The sequence below is a fragment of the Vibrio crassostreae genome (assembly GCF_041439375.1).
Lineage (GTDB): Bacteria > Pseudomonadota > Gammaproteobacteria > Enterobacterales > Vibrionaceae > Vibrio > Vibrio crassostreae_D.
Genome location: NZ_JBGONY010000002.1, coordinates 36,309 through 55,105 on the forward strand (window position 1 = coordinate 36,309; position 18,797 = coordinate 55,105).

The window sequence follows — 18,797 nt, forward strand, 5'->3', positions numbered from 1 at the left end:
GCAAGCCTTAATAATCATATAATGACAAAGCTCATAAAAAACAAGGGCAACCCTTGATAAAAGTTGCCCTAGCTCAATTAGTTACCACTATTGGGTATGAAGTCTCAAGAATCTCACTAAATATCTATCGATTCTTTATTTATCTATAGTTTGAACTGATGTACTAAATCACCTTGCTGATTTGCCAGAATTGTTAGGTTTTGGCTTGCTTCCGCAATTGAAGACATCGCTTGGTAACTCTTATCTGCGATGTGGTTGATGTCTTCGATATTACGTGCGATATCACCAGACGTTTCACTCTGCTCTGCGGCTGCTTGAGAGATGTGCGTGCTCATGTGGCTGATCTCTAGAATCAAGGCTTGGATCTCTTCCATCGCACTGTTTGCACTTGAAGCTTGTTGAACCGACATGTCCATATCGCTCATACAACTTTCAATTACGTTGCTTGCGGTTTTCGAACTTGACTGCAGATTGCTGATCATGGTCTCGATTTCAGAGGTTGATTGAGTAGTTTTTTGCGCTAGCACTCGTACTTCATCGGCAACAACTGCAAAACCACGACCTTGTTCGCCAGCACGCGCTGCTTCGATTGCCGCATTAAGTGCAAGTAGGTTGGTCTGTTCAGCAATGCCACGAATAACGTCAAGGATTGAACCAATCTGACTACTCATTTGTTGTAGCTCGCCCACAGCACCCACAGACTCAGTAAGGCGAACCTCAAGCTGATTGATAGTGCTAATGTTGGTGTTCATGATCTGACGACCAGACTCAGAAGCCGATTCTACTTGTTGAACCATGGTGAGTGAGCTTTGCGCGCTGTTTGCCACTTCTTGTACAGAATGAGACATCTCTGTCATTGCGGTCGCGACAGTTGCCGTTTGTTCACGTTGACTGTTCAGCTGAGCTTGCGTTTCAGAAGAAGTCTTTTGGTTTACGCTTGCTGTCTTGGTTAAGTCATCTGAAGCATCATTCAGCTTCACAAGGATATTGTGCAAGTTGTCCGCCAAGGTGTTGATGTGGCGACTCACACGGCTGAATTCGTTGTCGTAGCGAATATCGATACGTTGAGTCATATCGCCTTGAGTCAGGCCTTCTAATGTTCCGAGAATGCGAGTTAATGGCTCTCTTACGCTATGTGCTATGTGGTAACCAATCGCTGCAGCGAATACGGTCACAATGATGCCAATTGCGATCGCATTGAATAGGCCTTTGTCGTAGATGCTGCTTGCGTCAGCTAACGACGAGTTCAGTTGCTCTTCAGCGGTCACGTTGAATGAATCTAGCACTGCCATTGCTTGGTCTACTTCTACGGCTAGGTTTGCAATGTTGATATACAGAGCTTCTTTCGCTTTCAAGTAGTTGTTGTGTTTGTCCAAGACACCGCCTTTCTGACCAACATCTTTGGTGAACTTTTGAACTGATTCATCAAAGACATTTTTAAGTGCTGGTAGTTGTGTTGATAGGCCACGATAAGCGTAGTTAAGGTGAGTAACGGCCTTTTTATTTTGGTTAACGGCTTTTTGAACGAAGGCTACATCAGAGCTAGCAAGTGCATCAGAGGTAATGACTTCTGCGTCTTGCAGTTTAATGAAGTAGCTTTTTGCCATTACTTTTACAGAGATGCTTTTTTGGTCGGCCACGTACTCTTTCATGCCAACGGTTAATTCTGAATGTAAGCGTTGGAAATCGCGAGACGCTTTTTGTACTTGTTCTTGTGCTTCAAACATAGCGACGTAGTTGTTCATCGCTTCGTCTGCTTCGGCGAAGTAGCGCTCTTCCATCGCTCTTAATTGGGCGATACGTTCGGTGAGCGAAACATTGTTTTGGCTTGCTGCTTCTAAGTTACCTAGCACTTCAGAAAACGAGTTTTGTGATGCAGCAAACTCTGTACGCATTGCAGACATGCGTTCAGCGTTTTGTGTGGTTAAGAAATCTTTGAATGACTTATCAGCAGAGAGCAATTGAACACTTGTTTGATTTGAAAGCGCGACAAGTGGTAATGAGGTTTCTGAGACACTCTCAAAATTGCTGTGTATCTGATTCATGCTGTTCATCATGATGGTTATCGTGACTGCGAACATGATGATGATCAGTGCGAAACCAGCGTACATACGCTTGATCACAGATCCCTTCATGGCTTTCTCCCTAAATAAAAATGCTGACCTAATGTCAGGTCAAAGTAAAACTAACAAAATTATCAGCATTCTATTGAGCTCCGCTTGCGCATTTTATGACGCACACGTCAAAAATAACCCTCAGTTATAACCAACATGCCATTCTTGAGAGCTGAGGCTCGTTTTCTTTGATTTGAACGGTGTTTTTTATTATGCTTTAAAGCAGATTTATTGTGGTTTGATGCGGCATAGCGCATACTCAAAGCATTAAAAAATAAATGTTTTATCGGAGAGAAACATGGCTGAAGAAACCATTTTTAGTAAGATCATCAATAAAGAAATCCCTGCAGATCTACTATACCAAGACGATTTAGTAACCGCATTTCGTGATATTAACCCTCGCGCGCCAAGCCATATCCTAATAATCCCTAACAAGTTGATTCCAACAACTAACGATGTTGAAGTCGAAGATGAAGCGATGATGGGCCGCATGTTTACCGTTGCTCGGAAGTTAGCAAAAGAAGAAGGCATCGCAGAAGATGGCTATCGTCTTATCGTGAACTGCAACTCTCACGGTGGCCAAGAGGTTTATCATATTCACATGCACTTGGTTGGTGGCCGTCCACTTGGTCCGCTATTAATGAGCTAATAAAAAGTTAATGAGCTAATGAAAAGCTAACGAGTTAATGAAAGCTAATGGGCTAGATTAAACGAGCTCATTAGCGGGTTAACACTAGTAGTTAGTTGGAAAATTTGTAGTTTGTATGCCAACTTTAAGTTCTATCTGTTGTCTGAATGTCGGCATCGCCTAGGCAGAGGCTAAATCAGTAGGGTTTCAACTGGCTTGAGATCCTTTTTACAACACGTTTCGTTTTGATAATGAGACCACGAAAGGTCAGCAGACCCTAATAAAGTTGGCATTTTAAACATGCACGGAGACGATAAGTGAAGCAACAGTTTAGATTCGCTTCCATTGCCCTGTTATCGGCGTTGACCGTAGGTTGTGCGAGTATTTCAGCAGGAAGCCTATTTAGTCATTACAGCGCACAAAACAAAGCGATCTACCAAGCCGTTAAATCTGGAGATTATTCAGAGGCTCAGCAAGAGCTACCAGATTACGCGGCAGGCGACATCCTTGATAACTTTGAAAGAGGCAGAATTAACCTGCTGGATCAAAAATATCCTGAGAGTAAGTCTTCGTTTGAAGTGGCTGATCAGGCGGTTACTGAGCAGCAACGAAAAGCCGTAATCTCAATCTCAGACAGTGCGACCAGCGTGGGTGCGTTGGCTGTGAATGACAATATTACCGAGTATGTGCCAGCCGATTATGAGTTGGGCTTTCTTCATCTCTATCTCGGTTTAAATTACCTCAAGAAAAATGATTTAGAAGGTGCGGTGATCGAAATGCGTCGCGCCAACCAAGTGCAAGAGCAAGCGAAGAAGCAACGTGAAGCTGAGTTAGACCGGGCAGCTAACGATGCGAAGAAGCAAGGCTTGTCTGCCAATGTCGGTAGCATCCTTGCCAACTACCCAGATGCGGGTAAAAAACTGCAGTCGGTACAGAATGCATATCTGATGTTCTTGTCTGGTCTGCTTTATGAAGCTTCGAATGATCTAAATAGCGCTTATGTTGATTATCGTCGTGCTTTGGCTGTGATGCCAGATAACCAAGATATCATCGACAGAACCATGGCGACAGCCGCTCGTTTAGGGATGCGACAAGATTTAGAGACACTAGAAAAACGTTATAAGCAGTCTTCTAAAATTAATGCAGGTGAAGGGAGAGTAATTGTTCTTCAAGAACAGAGCGCTGTACAAGCTATGGACAGTTGGCGACTAGATTTACCTGTTTATGACAGTCGCGATCAGGGAGCAATATACTCTCTTGCGCTGCCATATTACCCAAGCCAAAACGTAGAGCGTTTTTCTGCGTTGCGAATCAGTGGGCAACCGCTACAAGAGCACTTGATCACTGACGTAAATGCAATGGCGCAGAATGATTTATCCGAGCGTATGACGAGCATTGTTATTCGCCAAGCGCTACGCGTAGTCGCGAAAGATCGCATTCGTAAAGAAGCCACCAAAGGCGATGATGTCGGCAATATTTTGTTCAACGTGTGGAACACACTGACAGAGCAACCAGACACACGTAGTTGGCAATCATTACCTGCAGAGATTAAGAGCAGCACGTTTGTAGCAAACAACGGTCAATATACGTTGGAAGCGGGCGCTAAAACGTATGACTTTGATATTCGAGAAGGGCAAACTACCTTGGTGTGGATTTCTCGACAAGGAAACAACGCAACAATGTGGCATAAACAGCTAGGGAGGCTGTAATGAAAAAGTGGTTAGTGAGCTTAGCAGCGGTGATGGCTCTGGCTGGTTGTGCAGATAATACAGCTGGCGTAAGGGTCGATAGCCTGACTCAGAACGTTTTCTTTGGTGACAAGGTATTGGGCAGCCGTTTACAGGTTGAAGATATCCGCACTGATCTGGTCGACGGTCATACGCGAGGAATCGTTCGTTTAAACAGTAACTATAAAGGCGATCAACATATCCTTTATCGTTTTTACTGGTACGACGATGCCGGCCTTGAGGTCAACCTAAAGCAAGGCCCTTGGAAGCAAGCGATTGTGCGTGGCTTTGAAAGTATTTCGTTGTCGGAAGTGTCGGTAAACCCGAAAGCGACTCAGTTTAGAGTTCAGTTCCGAGAGCAGTAAGTTAGATAAAACGGATCTAATGGTTCGTAAATATAAGAATTTAAGAGTGTGGGTAACCCCACTCAGTGATAAGTTGAGGAAACAAAATGAAAAAGAGTGTCATTGCGCTACTAGGTTTAGCGGTTATTTTAGGCGGTTGTTCGAACAAGGTAAGCTACGGTGATGCACAAGCAGTAGAAACCACGACAATCGATTTCGGTTCAACTGACCTTCAAACGATTGCGGGTGAAATGGTCGATAGCATGATGGCGTCTGGTTCAGTGGCTTACATTACTCGTGAACAGCGTCCAATCGTGTTCGTTGAGCGAATCAAGAACAAAACAAGTGAGCACATCGATACTGAGTCAATCACTGACACAATCAGTACTAAAATGTTGAATTCTGGTAAGTTCCGTTTCGTTGATATGGATCGTGTTGAGTCTGTTCGTGATCAACTGAACTTCCAAAACAACGATGAGCTTGTAAACCAAAGTTCAGCGATTCAGTTTGGTAAAATGGTGGGCGCTCAGTATATGTTGTACGGCAACCTATCAAGCATCGTTAAGAAAGCGGGTAGCGATGAAGACGTATACTACAAAATGACGATGCGCCTAATGGATCTTGAGTCTGGCTTGATTGAGTGGGCTGACGAGACTGAAATCCGTAAGCAACAATCTAAGAGCCTTCTAGGCCTTTAATTTCGCTTACTTGCCAACTAACGCAGCCAGTTTTGACAGCGCTAGTCTTGGCTGCGCATAGTTTGGCCACATATAGCTTGGTCACACGCCAATGCAGTGCATGATGTGCTGTTTATGAAGAGACACTGGCTTTTGGTCAGTGTCTTTTTTTGTAGGGAAATGAAGACGTTTATAGGGCAGTTAAGACGTTTATAGGGAGTAAATATGGCAATTTTTTCTTGGTCTGAGGCTAAGCTTCTTGATACCAGTCTGAGTTCGCTTGATGGTTACTTTTCTGAGCCTCCAGTTAGAGCTCAGACATTAACAGGCGGTTTGACCAATCGATGTTGGAAATTGGTTGATGTCGATGGCACTGCGTATGTTTGGCGGCCAACCACAGCTATCACTAAAGCCTTCTTCATCTCTCGTCATGAAGAGTACCAAGTGTTGTCGGCAATTGAGCGTCTCGGCATCGGGCCAAGCCCAGTGGTGGTGAATGAACAGGGTTTATTGGTTGAGTGGATTGCAGGTGAGACACTTTACAAAGATCTAGAGCTCGATGACCTGTTGAAAACGCTGATCTCTGTGCATCTGGTCAATACTGCGCGATTACCACTGCAACCATTCAGTTTCACAGCGCGAGTCGACCACTATTGGCTGCAGCTTGATGCGATTCATAAGACCGAAGCCTGCACTAAGGTTTATCAAGAGTGGCGCGTAGCCCCGAGTGTTACCAATGTCGACCTGTCTTTGTGCCATTTTGATTTAGGTGGTTATAATCTGGTGAGAAACAGTAACGGTATTAAGATTATCGACTGGGAATACGCTGCGCTAGCAGACCCTAGGCTCGATTTAACCTTGACCATTGCGGTTACTGGAGTGCCGGCTACTGAAGCGGTTGAGAAGTACTGTCAGCTGCGAGGTATCCATGATGTTCAGCCTTGGCTAGATGGTGTAGCAGCGTGGTTACCAAGAAGCCAAATGATGGCGATGCTTTGGTATTTACTTGCTCATCAGCTTTGGGGCGATGAAAGTTATTTGCAGGAAGCAGAGGCTCTGAGTCACACTTTATGTAGCTAGGATCACGTTTAGGAAGTGAAAAATATAATTTCTCAGCTGTTACCTTTAAAACCTTGTTTTTCGTGTTAGATTGATCAAAACGTACCAATATTCAACGGGGGAGGTACAATGATTATCTATCTACATGGCTTCGACTCAACAAGCCCGGGCAATCACGAAAAAATACTGCAGTTGCAATTCATTGATGATGACGTTCGTTTCATCAACTACAGTACTTTGCATCCAAAACACGATATGCAGCATTTGCTAAAAGAAGTGCATAAAGTGATAGAGCAATCAGATGATCCGCATCCAATTATTTGTGGTGTAGGTTTAGGTGGTTTCTGGTCTGAGCGCATTGGTTTCTTGTGTGGTATTAAGCAGGTGATTTTCAATCCAAACTTGCAACCTGAAAACAACATGGTAGGTCGAATTGACCGTCCTGAAGAGTACGAAGATATTGCGACCAAGTGTGTTGAGCAGTACCGTATGAAGAACAAAGGTCGCTGTTTAGTGGTGCTTTCTCGTGAAGATGAAATTCATGACAATAGCAAAACAGCCGCTGCGCTCGAAGATTACTACGACGTAATCTGGGACGAGAAAGAGAGTCACAAATTCAAAAAAATCTCTCAACATCTTCAGGCAATGAAAGCGTTTAAGAACGCTTAATTACTCCGGTTATTTTATAAAAGCAGCACTCATTTGGGTGCTGCTTTTTCACATCTGAATCTTAGATATTGGTATTGATAAAACAGTTGTATATGTTTTATCGGTCGGTTTGTGCATTTATAGATAAGTTTGCGCAAACGTTAACTAATTAGCCGCGAATCCTCATTGTGGGTAAGGATTTTTGTTGCGGTCATCTTTTTGCTATATATAATGTTCTCAAGCAAAATATTTTGACAAATATCAAAAAAAATTGAGAGCGAGTGAAAAACTTGCCCATAATTTGCGTTCTATCTCTCAGCTAGACGCCTTTTTTATCCATGTGAGCAAAGCGACAAACGAATGTTTGTTGTTTGTTATCCCTCTAACTACTCGGTGAGCTGTCGTTATTCTTTTTCGCGGTTATCCAATATGTCACAGCCTTATCAACAAGGCCGAGTAGATACATAGAATTTATCGGTTGGAGTAATCGAGCCGAACCCCATTTATTCATTTTGTAGAGGATTGTCATTGTGACAAAAATTATCGTAGTAGGCGGCGGTGCTGGTGGTTTAGAGCTAGCAACTAAGCTAGGCCGAACTTTAGGTCGTAAGAAGCGTGCCCAGATCACTCTGGTAGACCGTAAAGCAAGCCACCTATGGAAACCATTACTTCATGAAGTAGCAACTGGCTCACTGGATGAAGGTGTTGATGCATTAAGCTACCGCGCACATGCAAAAAACCATTACTTCGACTTCCAAATGGGCAGCCTGAACGACATCGATCGTGAACGTAAAGTGATTGCACTGAGCGAACTGAAAGATGAGCACGGCGAATTGCTGATGCCAAGTCGTGAACTTGAATACGACATTCTTGTTATGGCACTAGGTTCAACGTCGAACGACTTCAACACTCCAGGTGTTCGTGACAACTGTATTTTCCTTGATAGCCCAGAACAAGCGCACCGTTTCCGTACTGAAATGAATAACCAGTTCTTAAAGCTTCACGCTAAGAACGGTCAAGGTACGGTAGACATCGCGATTGTTGGCGCGGGTGCAACAGGTGTTGAGCTTTCTGCAGAGCTACATAACGCAGTAAAAGAGCTTCGTACTTACGGCTTCGGTGATCTAGATTCAAGCAAGCTGAACGTGAACCTAGTTGAAGCGGGTGAGCGTATTCTTCCGGCTTTACCTCCTCGTATTTCAAGCGCAGCACACTCTGAGCTAACGAAGCTTGGTGTGAATGTTCGTACTAATACTATGGTGACTCAGGCGGACTCTGACGGCCTAACAACCAAAGATGGCGACAAGATCCCAGCACAAATCATGGTATGGGCAGCAGGTATCAAAGCACCAGACTTCTTGAAAGATATCGGTGGTCTTGAAACCAACCGTATCAACCAGTTGGTTGTGAAAAACACGCTGCAAACAACACTGGATGACAACATCTTTGCTATCGGTGACTTGGCACAATGTACCCAAGCAGATGGTTCATTTGTTCCACCACGTGCACAAGCGGCTCACCAAATGGCAAGCTGTGCATTCAGCAACATCATTGCTAAGCTGAACGGTCGTGACCTAAAAGACTACATCTACAAAGATAAAGGCTCACTGGTTTCGTTAAGCCGTTTCTCTACCGTAGGTAGCTTGATGGGTAACCTAACTAAAGGTTCGATGATGGTTGAAGGTCGTATTGCTCGTGTGGTTTACATCTCTTTGTACCGCATGCACCAAATGGCGCTTCACGGCTTAATCAAAACATCACTGATGATGCTGGTTGGTCGTATTAACCGTGTACTTCGTCCAAACCTAAAGCTTCACTAATCAGGTAAGCCTTATAAGGGCATTTCGCTGATAATAAAAAAGAGCTCTTCGGAGCTCTTTTTTGATCGTGTTGATTGAGTACTATCGCTGGTTGCAACTAATTGAAGTAGTTAAGAGGTTGGAGGTAGCACAGAATAAACCACGCCATCTTTCGGTTTACCGTTAAACAGAAATCGATTCTTGGCAATGGTTTCTCGCTTAGCGCCACATTTCTCGATCAGCTTTTGGCTTTGTAGGTTCTCGGTATCGCAGACAATCTCCAAGCGCGTTAACTTCAGTTGCGCAAAGGAAAATTCAAACAAGGCCAGCATCGCTTCTTTGGCGATTCCTCTCCTTTGAAAGTCATCACCCACCCAATAACCTAAACTCGCCATATTGAAGGTGTGGTAAAGCTCATTGATCGCCACCATTCCGACCAGCTTATCGGTTTTTCGCTCAAAAATACCAAAACCAAACGCGTCTGCTTTCACCCAGTTCAGGCGAGTTGCTAGAATAAACTTCTCGGCTTCGACGATAGAAAACTCATCGTGGCACCAATCTACCCAAGGTAATAAACTCGGTGAAGATTTGATCAGCTGAGCAAACTCTTGAGTATCTGAGGCTTCAATGATTTTGAGGCTTAGATTTTGTGTATTGATCTGAAAGTCTGGGCTCATAGGACGTACCAAATAACATGTAATGGCTAATAAAACGCCCTCACAATGGAGGGCGTATTGAATGCTTAATACAACTTCAATTCTTTATATCAAGTTCCACTCTCTATAAGAATAGTTGAGCTGCTAGCTGAAGACTGATTACGTGGTTTATTGAGCGACGCGACGTACTTGAATCACCATGCCAAGAAGCGGGTGGTCTAGGTAGTGAGTCTCTGTACTGCGCATGCGACGTTTTTGGTCCATGCGGTAGCTTTTAAGGAACTCTTGCACTTCAACGGTCGGAGAGATCTCAGTAAGGTTACCCACCTGAACATTGCTCTCTGCACCACTTACTGGCGAGTCTAGCTCGATTTGCTGTTCTTGCAGCGTCACTTCACGAACGCTTGGCGCTTTTAAATCCAGAGTCGTTTCAGCATATAGATAGTGCTGTACGTAGATCTGTAGCTTGCCGTCTAATTCGTAAAGCGGTTTATCAATAGTCTCTTCTTGGAAGCCATCTGGGTTTGATGCAGTGACAGCACCTTTCTCAGAGCCGTCGGCATTAAACTGTTTAGAGAAGTCTTTACCTGCTTGAATGTGGAAAACAGGTGCTGAACTTTTACCTTGGTCACCTTGACGCCAAGCAGTATGCATCAGAACTTCAAAGCCTGCGTGTTTGCGTAGCTTGTCTTTCTGAGGCGTTAACTTGTATTCCGAGTAAGGCAGCATTTGAACGCCTTTCTTTGCTCGGTATTGGGTATCTTGAAATGAACCAACGCGCTCAAGTGAAATCTTAGGCTGTGTGTTAGGCCAAGATTCATTCACTTTTTCTGCATCAACAGCACGCTTAAAAATGATCACTTCTATATCAAATTGTCTCTGCGCCAAACTTGGCAGTGAGACGAACAATAGTAGCAGTGGGATCAGTCTTTTCATTTTTACTCCGTCTTCCAGCCGATCTATCGGCTGGATAATTTATATGTGCAAGTGGATTGGGTCTTATGCTGAAGGCAGCAAGTTCTGTCTGAATTCGCCCAATAAATCACTAACAAATTGAATTCGTTTCCGTCTGTCGACCAATGGTATCGTAAACTTGAACTTTGTTGGTCCTTCCATTGAAAACTTTTGCGGTTGAGATTGCAACAGTTTAACAAGGTAGGCCGGGTTTATGTCAGCATCTGGGTAGAATTCTAAGAATCCACCTTTATCGTGCGCTTCAATTTTCTTCGCTTTGATTGACGCCGCGGCTAATTTTAGCTCAGAAACTGACAACAAGTTCTTGGTCGCATCAGGTAGAAGGCCGAAGCGATCTATCAGCTCGACTTTCAACTCGGCCAATTCGTCCGTGTCACTCACACTCGCAATACGCTTATAGGTAGACAAACGTGTATTGATGTCTGGGATGTAGTCATCAGGCAACAGTGCAGGCAGGCGCATCTCAATTTCAGTTTGTTCACGCAGTAGGTCATCAAGCGATGGCTCTCGTCCTTCTTTTAATGCCTCAACCGCTTGTTCAAGCATCTCCATGTAAAGCGTAAAGCCAACCGACTGGATTTGACCACTCTGTTCATCACCGAGTAGTTCACCTGCACCACGAATCTCTAAGTCATGGGTTGCTAGCGTAAAGCCTGCACCTAAGTCTTCAAGTGAAGCAATGGCGTCTAATCGCTTGACGGCATCTTTGGTCATTGCTTTCGGGGGAGGTGTTAGCAAGTAGGCATAAGCTTGGTGGTGAGATCGACCCACACGCCCACGCAATTGGTGCAGTTGCGCTAAACCAAGGTTATCGGCTCTGTCCATTAAGATGGTATTTGCCGTTGGTACGTCGATACCCGTTTCGATGATGGTGGTACACACTAGCAAGTTAAAACGCTGGTGATAGAAGTCATTCATGATGCGTTCTAGCTCTCGCTCTCGCATCTGACCATGGGCAACGGTGACACGCGCTTCTGGAATCAGTTTTTGTAGTGACTCAGCCGTCTTTTCAATCGTGTCGACTTGGTTGTGCAGGAAGTAAACTTGACCACCACGCATGATTTCACGCAGTACCGCTTCTCTGACTATCGCGTCATCACTCTCACGGACAAAAGTCTTTATTGCTAAGCGTCGTGCAGGTGGTGTGGCGATGATCGACAAGTCACGCATACCGCTCATTGCCATATTCAACGTTCTTGGAATCGGTGTTGCGGTTAGCGTGAGGATATCGACATCCGCGCGCATCGCTTTCACTTTCTCTTTTTGGCGTACACCGAAACGGTGTTCTTCATCAACGACTAACAAGCCAAGGTCTTTAAACTTAAGGTCACTGGAAAGAAGCTTGTGAGTACCTACTAAGATGTCGACCTTACCGTCGGCAACATCTTGCATGATCAATTTTTGTTCTTTAGCTGATTTAAATCGCGACAGCACTTCGACACGTATCGGTTGGTTCGCGAAACGGTCTCGGAAGTTTTCAAAGTGTTGCTGAGCAAGTAGCGTCGTTGGAACTAACACGGCTACTTGTTTACTGTTGTCGGTACAAACGAATGCCGCGCGCATCGCGACTTCAGTTTTACCAAAACCAACGTCACCACACACTAAGCGATCCATGGCTTTTGCTTGGCACATATCCGACATAACGGCATTGATGGCAATTGCTTGATCATCCGTTTCTTCAAACGGGAAGCCAGACTTGAAGGTCGCGTATTGGCCACGATCGAGTACAAACTTGTAGCCAGGTTTTAGTTCACGCTTAGCGTAAACATCAAGCAGTTCGGCTGCAACGTCACGAACTTTCTCTGCGGCGCGCTTACGAGCTTTCTGCCATGCTTCGCCACCGAGTTTATGCAGTGGTGCAGAATCTTCAGCGCCGCCAGAGTAGCGCCCGATTAAGTTCAGAGAAGCAACAGGTACGTATAACTTGGCATCATTTTGATACTCAAGCGTTACGTATTCGGTTTTCATGCCACCCGCTTCAAGTGTTTGCAGGCCGATGTAACGACCAATACCGTGGTCAATGTGAACAACAGGTTGACCTGGTTTAAGTTCGGCTAAGTGACGAATTACAGTGTCGCTGTTAACGCTTTTCTTGTCTTTCTTACGGCGTTGTACAACGCGATCACCTAACAGGTCGCTCTCACAGACAAGGGCGATGTTTTGCTCTTCGTGGATAAAGCCATGCTCAGCAGAACCTAGGATCAGGGTGAACTTATCTTTACCTTTAATCGCCGCGTCGAGGTTTTCAACTTCACTTGGTCGTACTTTGATGCCTCGAAGCAATTCACTCAGTGCTTCACGGCGGCCTTCAGATTCAACCGAAAAGACTACTTTGCCGTCGAAGGCTTCAGTGAACTTTCTTAGGTTAGACAAAGGTTCTTTATTCTGATGTTGAACGCTGAGATCAGGCAGAGACACAACCGGAAGGTTGGTACGTCCGGCTTTTTCTTCAATTGAATCTAAGCTCAGATTGACCTGTGGCTTTTGTTTGAAATGTGCGAACAGTTCGTCTTTTTGTAGCCAAAGTTGTTCTGGTTTCAGCAGTGGTCGTAACGGGTCAACACCGCGTTGTTCGTATCGATGAGAAACGTCTGTTAGGAATGAATCTACCGCAGTCTCGACATCACCTAGAACGAGGATTTGCGCTTCATCGGCAACATAATCAAACAAGGTTTCAGTATGGTCGAAGAACAGCGGCTGCCAGTATTCAATACCTGCGGGCCAAGTGCCTTTTGAAACCTGCATATAAACCGATTCTGGTTCACGGCGCGCATCAAACTGTTGGCGCCAGCGAATGCGGAAATCTTCAATTGCACTTTCAGAGGTTGGGAACTCGTGAGCTGGCAGCAAACGGATCTCAGAGATGTCTTCGATAGAGCGCTGATTTTCAGGATCGAAAGTACGAATGGTGTCGATCTCGTCATCGAAAAAATCGATTCGATACGGGTCTTTGCTGCCCATTGGGAACAAGTCGAGAATTGAACCTCGGCTCGCATATTCACCCGGGCCAAACACTTGGTCTACGTAACGATAGCCAGACTTTTCAAGTTGAAGACGCAGCTTCTCTAACGAGTACAGATCGCCCGTTTTCACCATTAAGGTGTGCTGCAACAAGAAGTCACGTGGCGACTGACGTTGTAGTAGCGTGCTGATCGGTACGATCGTGATGCCATCTTTTAACGTTGGTAGTGCATAAAGGCGAGCGATACGGTCAGAAATGATCTCTTGGTGCGGTGAGAAGCTGTCGTATGGCAGAGTCTCCCAATCAGGGAATAGTGCCACTTCATGTGACGTAAACTGTTCAATTTCTGATTGAAGCTTGAGTGCGATTTGAGGATCGGGCACTGCAAGTAAAGTATGGCTGTTATGCTGCTCCGCAAGTCTAGCGATAGCAAGCGCGAGAGATGAACCAACTAGGTTACCGATGTGTTTTTTATCACCGGCACCTTTGAGCTTAGGTAGTGTAAAAATGGATTGTTTTGTCATGTCTATTTACTTGTTATCTCGTTCTAGAGAGCGTTGACGTAAGAGTTTTTGTTGTTGATGAAGTGCAGCCTTGATCAGCAAGTCTTGGTCAGTATCACGAAGATGAGCGTATTTGAATTTGATTTCGAAGCCTGAATCTTTTGGTTCGCTAGCGAAGACTTCTGCGTAGCAATAAATAGCGGCGGCTGGGTGCTCGATAAAGAGCTTAGCTTTAACTAAGCGACCCGCTTCGATATCTGTTTTGGAAAAACAAGAGAACTGACTCGCGCCAAATGAATACGTGTGGGTACGAAATTGTTCATCATCTTGTTGCGATAACATAAAGCTCAACAAGAGGTTTAATTTAGAGTTCTGTGCATCCAATAAACTGATGACATTCTTCAAGTCGCTGTTTTTCAGTTCGCTGCGAGCACTGTCAGCTAATAGATCCAATTGGCTAAATTCACTTGCCACGACAAACGGGGCAGGGATCTCAGATTCGAATTGAATTTGAGAAGGTAAAGTGAAGCCGCTGTCCATTGGTTCAATATTCGCGGTGAGGCTGTGGTGAACGGTGAAAAACTCTTGTTCTGTCATGCGTTAGTTCCTTGAAGTGATCTATTGATTATCGCTATGTGGCCGCAGTAATCAAGGTCAGTTAATTGAAAGTCTCAAATAGTTGTTTGAAATCTGGCTATTTGACAAGGTTCTGTTTTTCAAGCCTAACTAATTGAGTTAATTCACTCTATATTTTCAATTAACCCCTACACAGTAACAGCAATACCCGTTACATTAACCCGCATCCCCTTTAGATGGTTCAAAGTATGTTTCATCCTATTTCGTTGTTTGTTGGCCTGCGCTATTTGAAAGGTCGTTCAGGTGATCGCTTTAGCCGTTTTGTTTCTTATATGTCGACGGCAGGTATCACCATTGGTGTGCTGTCTTTGGTTACTGTTTTATCGGTAATGAATGGATTCGAAGCGCAGTTAAAAGACCGAATTCTCGGTGTCCTTCCTCAAGCCGTCGTTTACGAGCAGGGAGGCACAACATCACTTTCTGCTCAAGCGCCTAATTTTGCAGAGCAAATGTCGCTCAATGGTCACGTTGAACCTATTGTTCGCAGCGAAGCGGTAATTCAAAGTCCTGCTCAGTTATCTGCAGGTCTGTTGATCGGCATTGAACCTAATTCAGATGACCCTCTTCAGAACCACTTGATTGCGGGTAGATTGTCTTCACTTAAAGCGGGTCAGTATCAGCTATTTCTTGGCCATACCTTGGCGAGAAATTTGAAGGTATCTATGGGTGACAAAGTTCGCCTGATGGTGACCAGTGCCAGTCAATACACACCGCTCGGGCGCATACCTAGTCAACGAAATTTTACCGTAGCTGGCATTTTTAACACGGGCTCGGATATCGATGCTCAATTGATGGTTACCGACATCAAAGACGCAGGGCGATTGATGCGTTATAAATCAGACACTATTTCCGGTTGGAGACTGTTTTTTGAAGATCCGTTTGAAGTCGCAGAGTTATCGACTCAGCCATTGACAGAAGGTTGGCTGTGGAGTGATTGGCGAGACCAACGTGGTGAGCTATTTCAGGCCGTTCGAATGGAAAAAAATATGATGGGCTTAATGCTTGGGCTGATCATCGGTGTTGCTGCTTTCAATATTATTTCGGCACTTATCATGGTGGTGATGGAGAAGCAGTCTGAAGTGGCTATTCTTAAAACCCAAGGCATGACCGATGGTCAAGTTATGGGGATATTCATGGTTCAAGGCGCAAGTAGCGGCGTGATTGGTGCCCTATCAGGTGGCGTGTTAGGCGTTGCCCTAGCGATGAACCTCAATACTATTTTAGAGGCGATGGGTGTTGCTCTGTTTTCATTTGGTGGACAGTTGCCAATTTTAATTAACCCAATTCAGATCGCCGTTGTTGTGGTTCTGGCTATTGCACTTAGCTTGATTGCCACTGTATTCCCATCTTATCGTGCATCGTCTGTGAAACCTGCTGAGGCCCTTCGTTATGAGTAATTTTCTTCAATGTAATGATATCCGTAAAACGTACCGTGAAGGCTCGTTAGATACTGAGGTTCTCAAGGGAGTCAGCTTTGAAATCGATAAGGGTGAGCTAGTCGCTATCATTGGTACCTCTGGTTCCGGTAAGAGTACGTTATTGCATATTTTAGGGGCATTGGATGATGCGTCTGACGGCAGCGTGAGCTTTCTCGGACAAGACTTAGCATCTTTGAGCTCAAATAAGCAGGCGAAGCTTCGCAACCAGCATCTTGGCTTTGTTTATCAATTCCATCATCTTCTTTCGGACTTTTCAGCGTTAGAAAATGTGGCAATGCCGCTGCTGATTGGTGGTGAAAAGCCAGTTAAAGCAAAAGAAGAGGCGCAACGTCTGTTGGATAAAGTTGGATTGAGTCATCGTGTTGACCACCGACCTTCAGAGCTTTCTGGTGGTGAGAGGCAACGTGTGGCGATTGCTCGAGCTTTAGTGAATAAGCCGGCTTTGGTGTTGGCGGATGAGCCTACCGGCAACCTTGACCACAACACCGCACTTTCTATTTACGACTTAATGCGTGAACTAAACCGCGAGTACGACACGGCCTTTTTGGTAGTAACTCATGATGGTGAACTTGCAGGTAAGATGGATCGCCAGCTTCACATGCAAGATGGTTTATTGGTCAACGTAGAAAAAGAGGAGAGCTAAGTGTTTTCTTCTTTATCTCTATTGATAGGTGGCCGATTTAGCCGAGCGAAACAACGAGACAAAATGGTGTCGTTCATCTCTTTGTCTTCGACGATTGGTATTGCCGTTGGTGTGGCCGTGATCATTATCGGTTTGTCTGCAATGAATGGCTTTGAGCGAGAGCTTGAGTCGCGTGTACTTTCCGTTATTCCACATGGTGAATTCGAGGGTGTCAATGAACCGGTGACTCGCTGGGAGCACGTGATTGAGCAGTCGGTGAAAAATGATAAAGTTGTAGCTGCAGCACCCTATGTAAAAATTACCGCGCTTGCTGAAAAGGGCAAAGAACTCAAAGCAATTGAAGTTCGCGGTGTTGACCCACAACTTGAACAACAGGTATCAAGCCTATCGAAATTTATCGATAAACAAGCTTGGAGTGAGTTTAAAGCAGGGCAACAACAAATCATCTTAGGTTCTGGTGTGGCTAACGTGTTGGGGGCGAAAGTGGGTGACTATCTGACTTTGATGATTCCAACGGTTAACGGTTCTGTGAAAGTTCAGGCGCCAAAACGAGTTCGAGTGAAAGTGGTTGGCTTACTGACGCTTAATGGCCAGATCGACCACAGCTTGGCGCTAATCCCGATTGGCGATGCTCAAGCTTATGCAAACCTAGGCGAGGCAGTAACCGGGGTTTCTTTAAAAGTGACCGATGTGCTGAACGCGAACTCTATTGTGCGTGAAGTGGGTAACCAGCTTGATGTGTATGTGTATCTACGAAGTTGGCAACAGAAGTTTGGCTTCTTGTATCGAGATATTCAGTTGGTTCGCACCATTATGTATCTGGTGATGGTACTGGTTATTGGTGTCGCTTGTTTCAATATTGTCTCGACCTTAATGATGGCAGTCAAAGACAGAGCATCGGAGATCGCGATCTTAAGAACCATGGGCGCATCAGACGGCCTTGTTAAACGCATCTTTGTTTGGCAGGGCGTATTCTCGGGTGTGTTAGGCAGCTTAGTCGGGAGTGCGATAGGTGTCTTGGTGGCGCTTAATCTTACTACGCTTATCAAAGGGCTCGAAAAGTTGGTCGATCACCAATTCTTGTCCGGTGATATCTACTTTGTCGACTTCTTGCCATCACAACTTGATATGACGGATGTTGTTGTGGTTTCCGGTACCGCGATTGTGTTGAGCTTATTGGCGACATGGTATCCAGCCTCACGAGCGGCTAAGTTAAACCCAGCCTCGGTGCTTAGCTCGAAGTGATTTTCGAAGTAATGCTCTAAGTAATACGTCACGTTGCGCTATAGATGAACGGCATAAACAAAAAAGGATCCCTGATGGGATCCTTTTTTATTGAATTCAATTCGTGTTCTTTACGACTTTCGTTACATGTCAATCTTGCAGAGTTCAGTGGTTCATCTGACTTTAACTTATGTGCGTTTTAAGTGAAGCGTATACAAGGATAGATTGAGTAACAAGGAACGGTCGTTCAGTACCTTGCTTGTCGCTTCTTCCAGCTTCTTACTACTGAGTAACGCCATAACCCGCGAATACCAAAGTAGCCAACCATTGCAGAAACCACACCACAAATCAGACAACCCAGCAGGAACGGAGGTCCTATGGTGCTCATTTGCGCCAAGATGAAATCCCAAGACAGTTCGAAATGGAAGGCTTGAGGTGGCACATGCATCACAAACGCGCCTACTTTATAAGCAAAGTAGAACAGCACCGGCATAGTCACAGGATTACTGATCCAAACCAGTGCGACAGACAGTGGTAGGTTAACACCACATGCGACTGCAAGACCTGCAGACATAATCATTTGACTTGGTAAAGGGACAAACGCCATGAATAACCCAACAGCGAACGCACCAGCCGCAGAGCGACGATTAAGGCACCATAAGTTGGGGTTGTACAAAACATTGCCAAAAACTTTCAATGCTTTCTGACGCTTGATTAGCTCATGGTCAGGCATAAATCGTTTGATAAACTTTCTTGGCATAGG

At 44.9% G+C, this 18,797-nt stretch carries 16 protein-coding genes; 10 read left to right on the forward strand and 6 right to left on the reverse strand.

The features are described 5' to 3' along the window. Window positions 1–143: 143 nt before the first annotated feature. Window positions 144–2,135, reverse strand: coding sequence for a methyl-accepting chemotaxis protein (locus ACED45_RS01435; protein ID WP_048658275.1), 1,992 nt, complete (start codon window positions 2,133–2,135; stop codon window positions 144–146). 277 nt (window positions 2,136–2,412) lie between these two features. Here ACED45_RS01435 and hinT point away from each other — a divergent pair, with 277 nt between their 5' ends. From hinT to ACED45_RS01470, 7 genes are all read left to right on the forward strand, one after another. Further along, window positions 2,413–2,763 (forward strand): purine nucleoside phosphoramidase, encoded by a 351-nt coding sequence (gene hinT / locus ACED45_RS01440; RefSeq protein WP_004736268.1) that lies wholly within the window; start codon window positions 2,413–2,415, stop codon window positions 2,761–2,763. A gap of 296 nt (window positions 2,764–3,059) precedes the next feature. Continuing rightward, window positions 3,060–4,451 carry a COG3014 family protein gene (locus ACED45_RS01445; RefSeq protein ID WP_371713194.1) on the forward strand — a complete coding sequence of 464 codons (1,392 nt, stop codon included), beginning with the start codon at window positions 3,060–3,062 and terminating at the stop codon, window positions 4,449–4,451. Continuing rightward, window positions 4,451–4,834, forward strand: coding sequence for a YcfL family protein (locus ACED45_RS01450; protein WP_017060222.1), 384 nt, complete (start codon window positions 4,451–4,453; stop codon window positions 4,832–4,834). Before ACED45_RS01445 ends, ACED45_RS01450 begins: the two co-directional genes overlap by 1 nt. An 86-nt stretch (window positions 4,835–4,920) precedes the next feature. Next, window positions 4,921–5,511 (forward strand): penicillin-binding protein activator LpoB, encoded by a 591-nt coding sequence (gene lpoB, locus ACED45_RS01455; RefSeq protein WP_048658277.1) that lies wholly within the window; start codon window positions 4,921–4,923, stop codon window positions 5,509–5,511. A 204-nt stretch (window positions 5,512–5,715) separates the two neighbouring features. Beyond that, on the forward strand, window positions 5,716–6,570 hold the full coding sequence (locus ACED45_RS01460) for a phosphotransferase (protein WP_371713195.1): 855 nt from the start codon (window positions 5,716–5,718) through the stop codon (window positions 6,568–6,570). A gap of 108 nt (window positions 6,571–6,678) precedes the next feature. Beyond that, entirely contained in the window at window positions 6,679–7,218 is a 540-nt protein-coding gene (ycfP, locus tag ACED45_RS01465) for an alpha/beta hydrolase YcfP (protein WP_048658279.1), read from the forward strand. A gap of 509 nt (window positions 7,219–7,727) precedes the next feature. After that, a complete protein-coding gene (locus tag ACED45_RS01470; protein ID WP_371713196.1) occupies window positions 7,728–9,017 on the forward strand; it encodes an NAD(P)/FAD-dependent oxidoreductase in 1,290 nt (429 codons plus the stop codon). Between the two features lie 110 nt (window positions 9,018–9,127). Here the strand turns inward: ACED45_RS01470 and ACED45_RS01475 are convergent, their stop codons facing one another. From ACED45_RS01475 to ACED45_RS01490, 4 genes are all read right to left on the reverse strand, one after another. Continuing rightward, window positions 9,128–9,673, reverse strand: a complete 546-nt coding sequence (locus tag ACED45_RS01475; RefSeq protein WP_371713197.1) for a GNAT family N-acetyltransferase — start codon at window positions 9,671–9,673, stop codon at window positions 9,128–9,130. 147 nt (window positions 9,674–9,820) lie between these two features. Next, the gene (locus tag ACED45_RS01480) at window positions 9,821–10,588 is read right to left on the reverse strand and encodes a peptidoglycan binding protein CsiV (protein ID WP_086712213.1); all 768 of its coding nucleotides are present in this window, start codon (window positions 10,586–10,588) and stop codon (window positions 9,821–9,823) included. A gap of 63 nt (window positions 10,589–10,651) precedes the next feature. Further along, window positions 10,652–14,113 carry a transcription-repair coupling factor gene (gene mfd, locus ACED45_RS01485; protein ID WP_371713198.1) on the reverse strand — a complete coding sequence of 1,154 codons (3,462 nt, stop codon included), beginning with the start codon at window positions 14,111–14,113 and terminating at the stop codon, window positions 10,652–10,654. 6 nt (window positions 14,114–14,119) lie between these two features. Continuing rightward, window positions 14,120–14,689, reverse strand: coding sequence for a PilZ domain-containing protein (locus tag ACED45_RS01490; protein ID WP_371713199.1), 570 nt, complete (start codon window positions 14,687–14,689; stop codon window positions 14,120–14,122). A gap of 227 nt (window positions 14,690–14,916) precedes the next feature. On the opposite strand from ACED45_RS01490, the gene lolC reads away from it, so the two are divergent. Genes lolC through lolE form a run of 3 tightly spaced genes read left to right on the forward strand, consistent with a single transcriptional unit; the run spans window position 14,917 to window position 18,055 of the window. Next, a complete protein-coding gene (lolC, locus tag ACED45_RS01495) occupies window positions 14,917–16,125 on the forward strand; it encodes a lipoprotein-releasing ABC transporter permease subunit LolC (RefSeq protein ID WP_371713200.1) in 1,209 nt (402 codons plus the stop codon). Then, window positions 16,118–16,810 (forward strand): lipoprotein-releasing ABC transporter ATP-binding protein LolD, encoded by a 693-nt coding sequence (gene lolD / locus ACED45_RS01500; RefSeq protein ID WP_076645514.1) that lies wholly within the window; start codon window positions 16,118–16,120, stop codon window positions 16,808–16,810. Before lolC ends, lolD begins: the two co-directional genes overlap by 8 nt. Beyond that, window positions 16,811–18,055 (forward strand): lipoprotein-releasing ABC transporter permease subunit LolE, encoded by a 1,245-nt coding sequence (gene lolE, locus ACED45_RS01505; protein WP_076676706.1) that lies wholly within the window; start codon window positions 16,811–16,813, stop codon window positions 18,053–18,055. It begins immediately after the preceding gene. A gap of 226 nt (window positions 18,056–18,281) precedes the next feature. Here lolE and ACED45_RS01510 read toward each other — a convergent pair whose 3' ends face one another. Further along, a complete protein-coding gene (locus ACED45_RS01510; protein WP_017078948.1) occupies window positions 18,282–18,794 on the reverse strand; it encodes a DUF2062 domain-containing protein in 513 nt (170 codons plus the stop codon). Between the last annotated feature and the right edge of the window lie 3 nt (window positions 18,795–18,797).

Coding starts and splice junctions, on each gene's coding strand:
- ACED45_RS01435 (WP_048658275.1), bottom strand. CDS start 2,135: ATGAAGGGATCTGTGATCAAGCGTATGTACGCTGGTTTCGCACTGATC.
- hinT (WP_004736268.1), top strand. CDS start 2,413: ATGGCTGAAGAAACCATTTTTAGTAAGATCATCAATAAAGAAATCCCT.
- ACED45_RS01450 (WP_017060222.1), top strand. CDS start 4,451: ATGAAAAAGTGGTTAGTGAGCTTAGCAGCGGTGATGGCTCTGGCTGGT.
- lpoB (WP_048658277.1), top strand. CDS start 4,921: ATGAAAAAGAGTGTCATTGCGCTACTAGGTTTAGCGGTTATTTTAGGC.
- ACED45_RS01460 (WP_371713195.1), top strand. CDS start 5,716: ATGGCAATTTTTTCTTGGTCTGAGGCTAAGCTTCTTGATACCAGTCTG.
- ycfP (WP_048658279.1), top strand. CDS start 6,679: ATGATTATCTATCTACATGGCTTCGACTCAACAAGCCCGGGCAATCAC.
- ACED45_RS01475 (WP_371713197.1), bottom strand. CDS start 9,673: ATGAGCCCAGACTTTCAGATCAATACACAAAATCTAAGCCTCAAAATC.
- ACED45_RS01480 (WP_086712213.1), bottom strand. CDS start 10,588: ATGAAAAGACTGATCCCACTGCTACTATTGTTCGTCTCACTGCCAAGT.
- mfd (WP_371713198.1), bottom strand. CDS start 14,113: ATGACAAAACAATCCATTTTTACACTACCTAAGCTCAAAGGTGCCGGT.
- ACED45_RS01490 (WP_371713199.1), bottom strand. CDS start 14,689: ATGACAGAACAAGAGTTTTTCACCGTTCACCACAGCCTCACCGCGAAT.
- lolC (WP_371713200.1), top strand. CDS start 14,917: ATGTTTCATCCTATTTCGTTGTTTGTTGGCCTGCGCTATTTGAAAGGT.
- lolD (WP_076645514.1), top strand. CDS start 16,118: ATGAGTAATTTTCTTCAATGTAATGATATCCGTAAAACGTACCGTGAA.
- ACED45_RS01510 (WP_017078948.1), bottom strand. CDS start 18,794: ATGCCAAGAAAGTTTATCAAACGATTTATGCCTGACCATGAGCTAATC.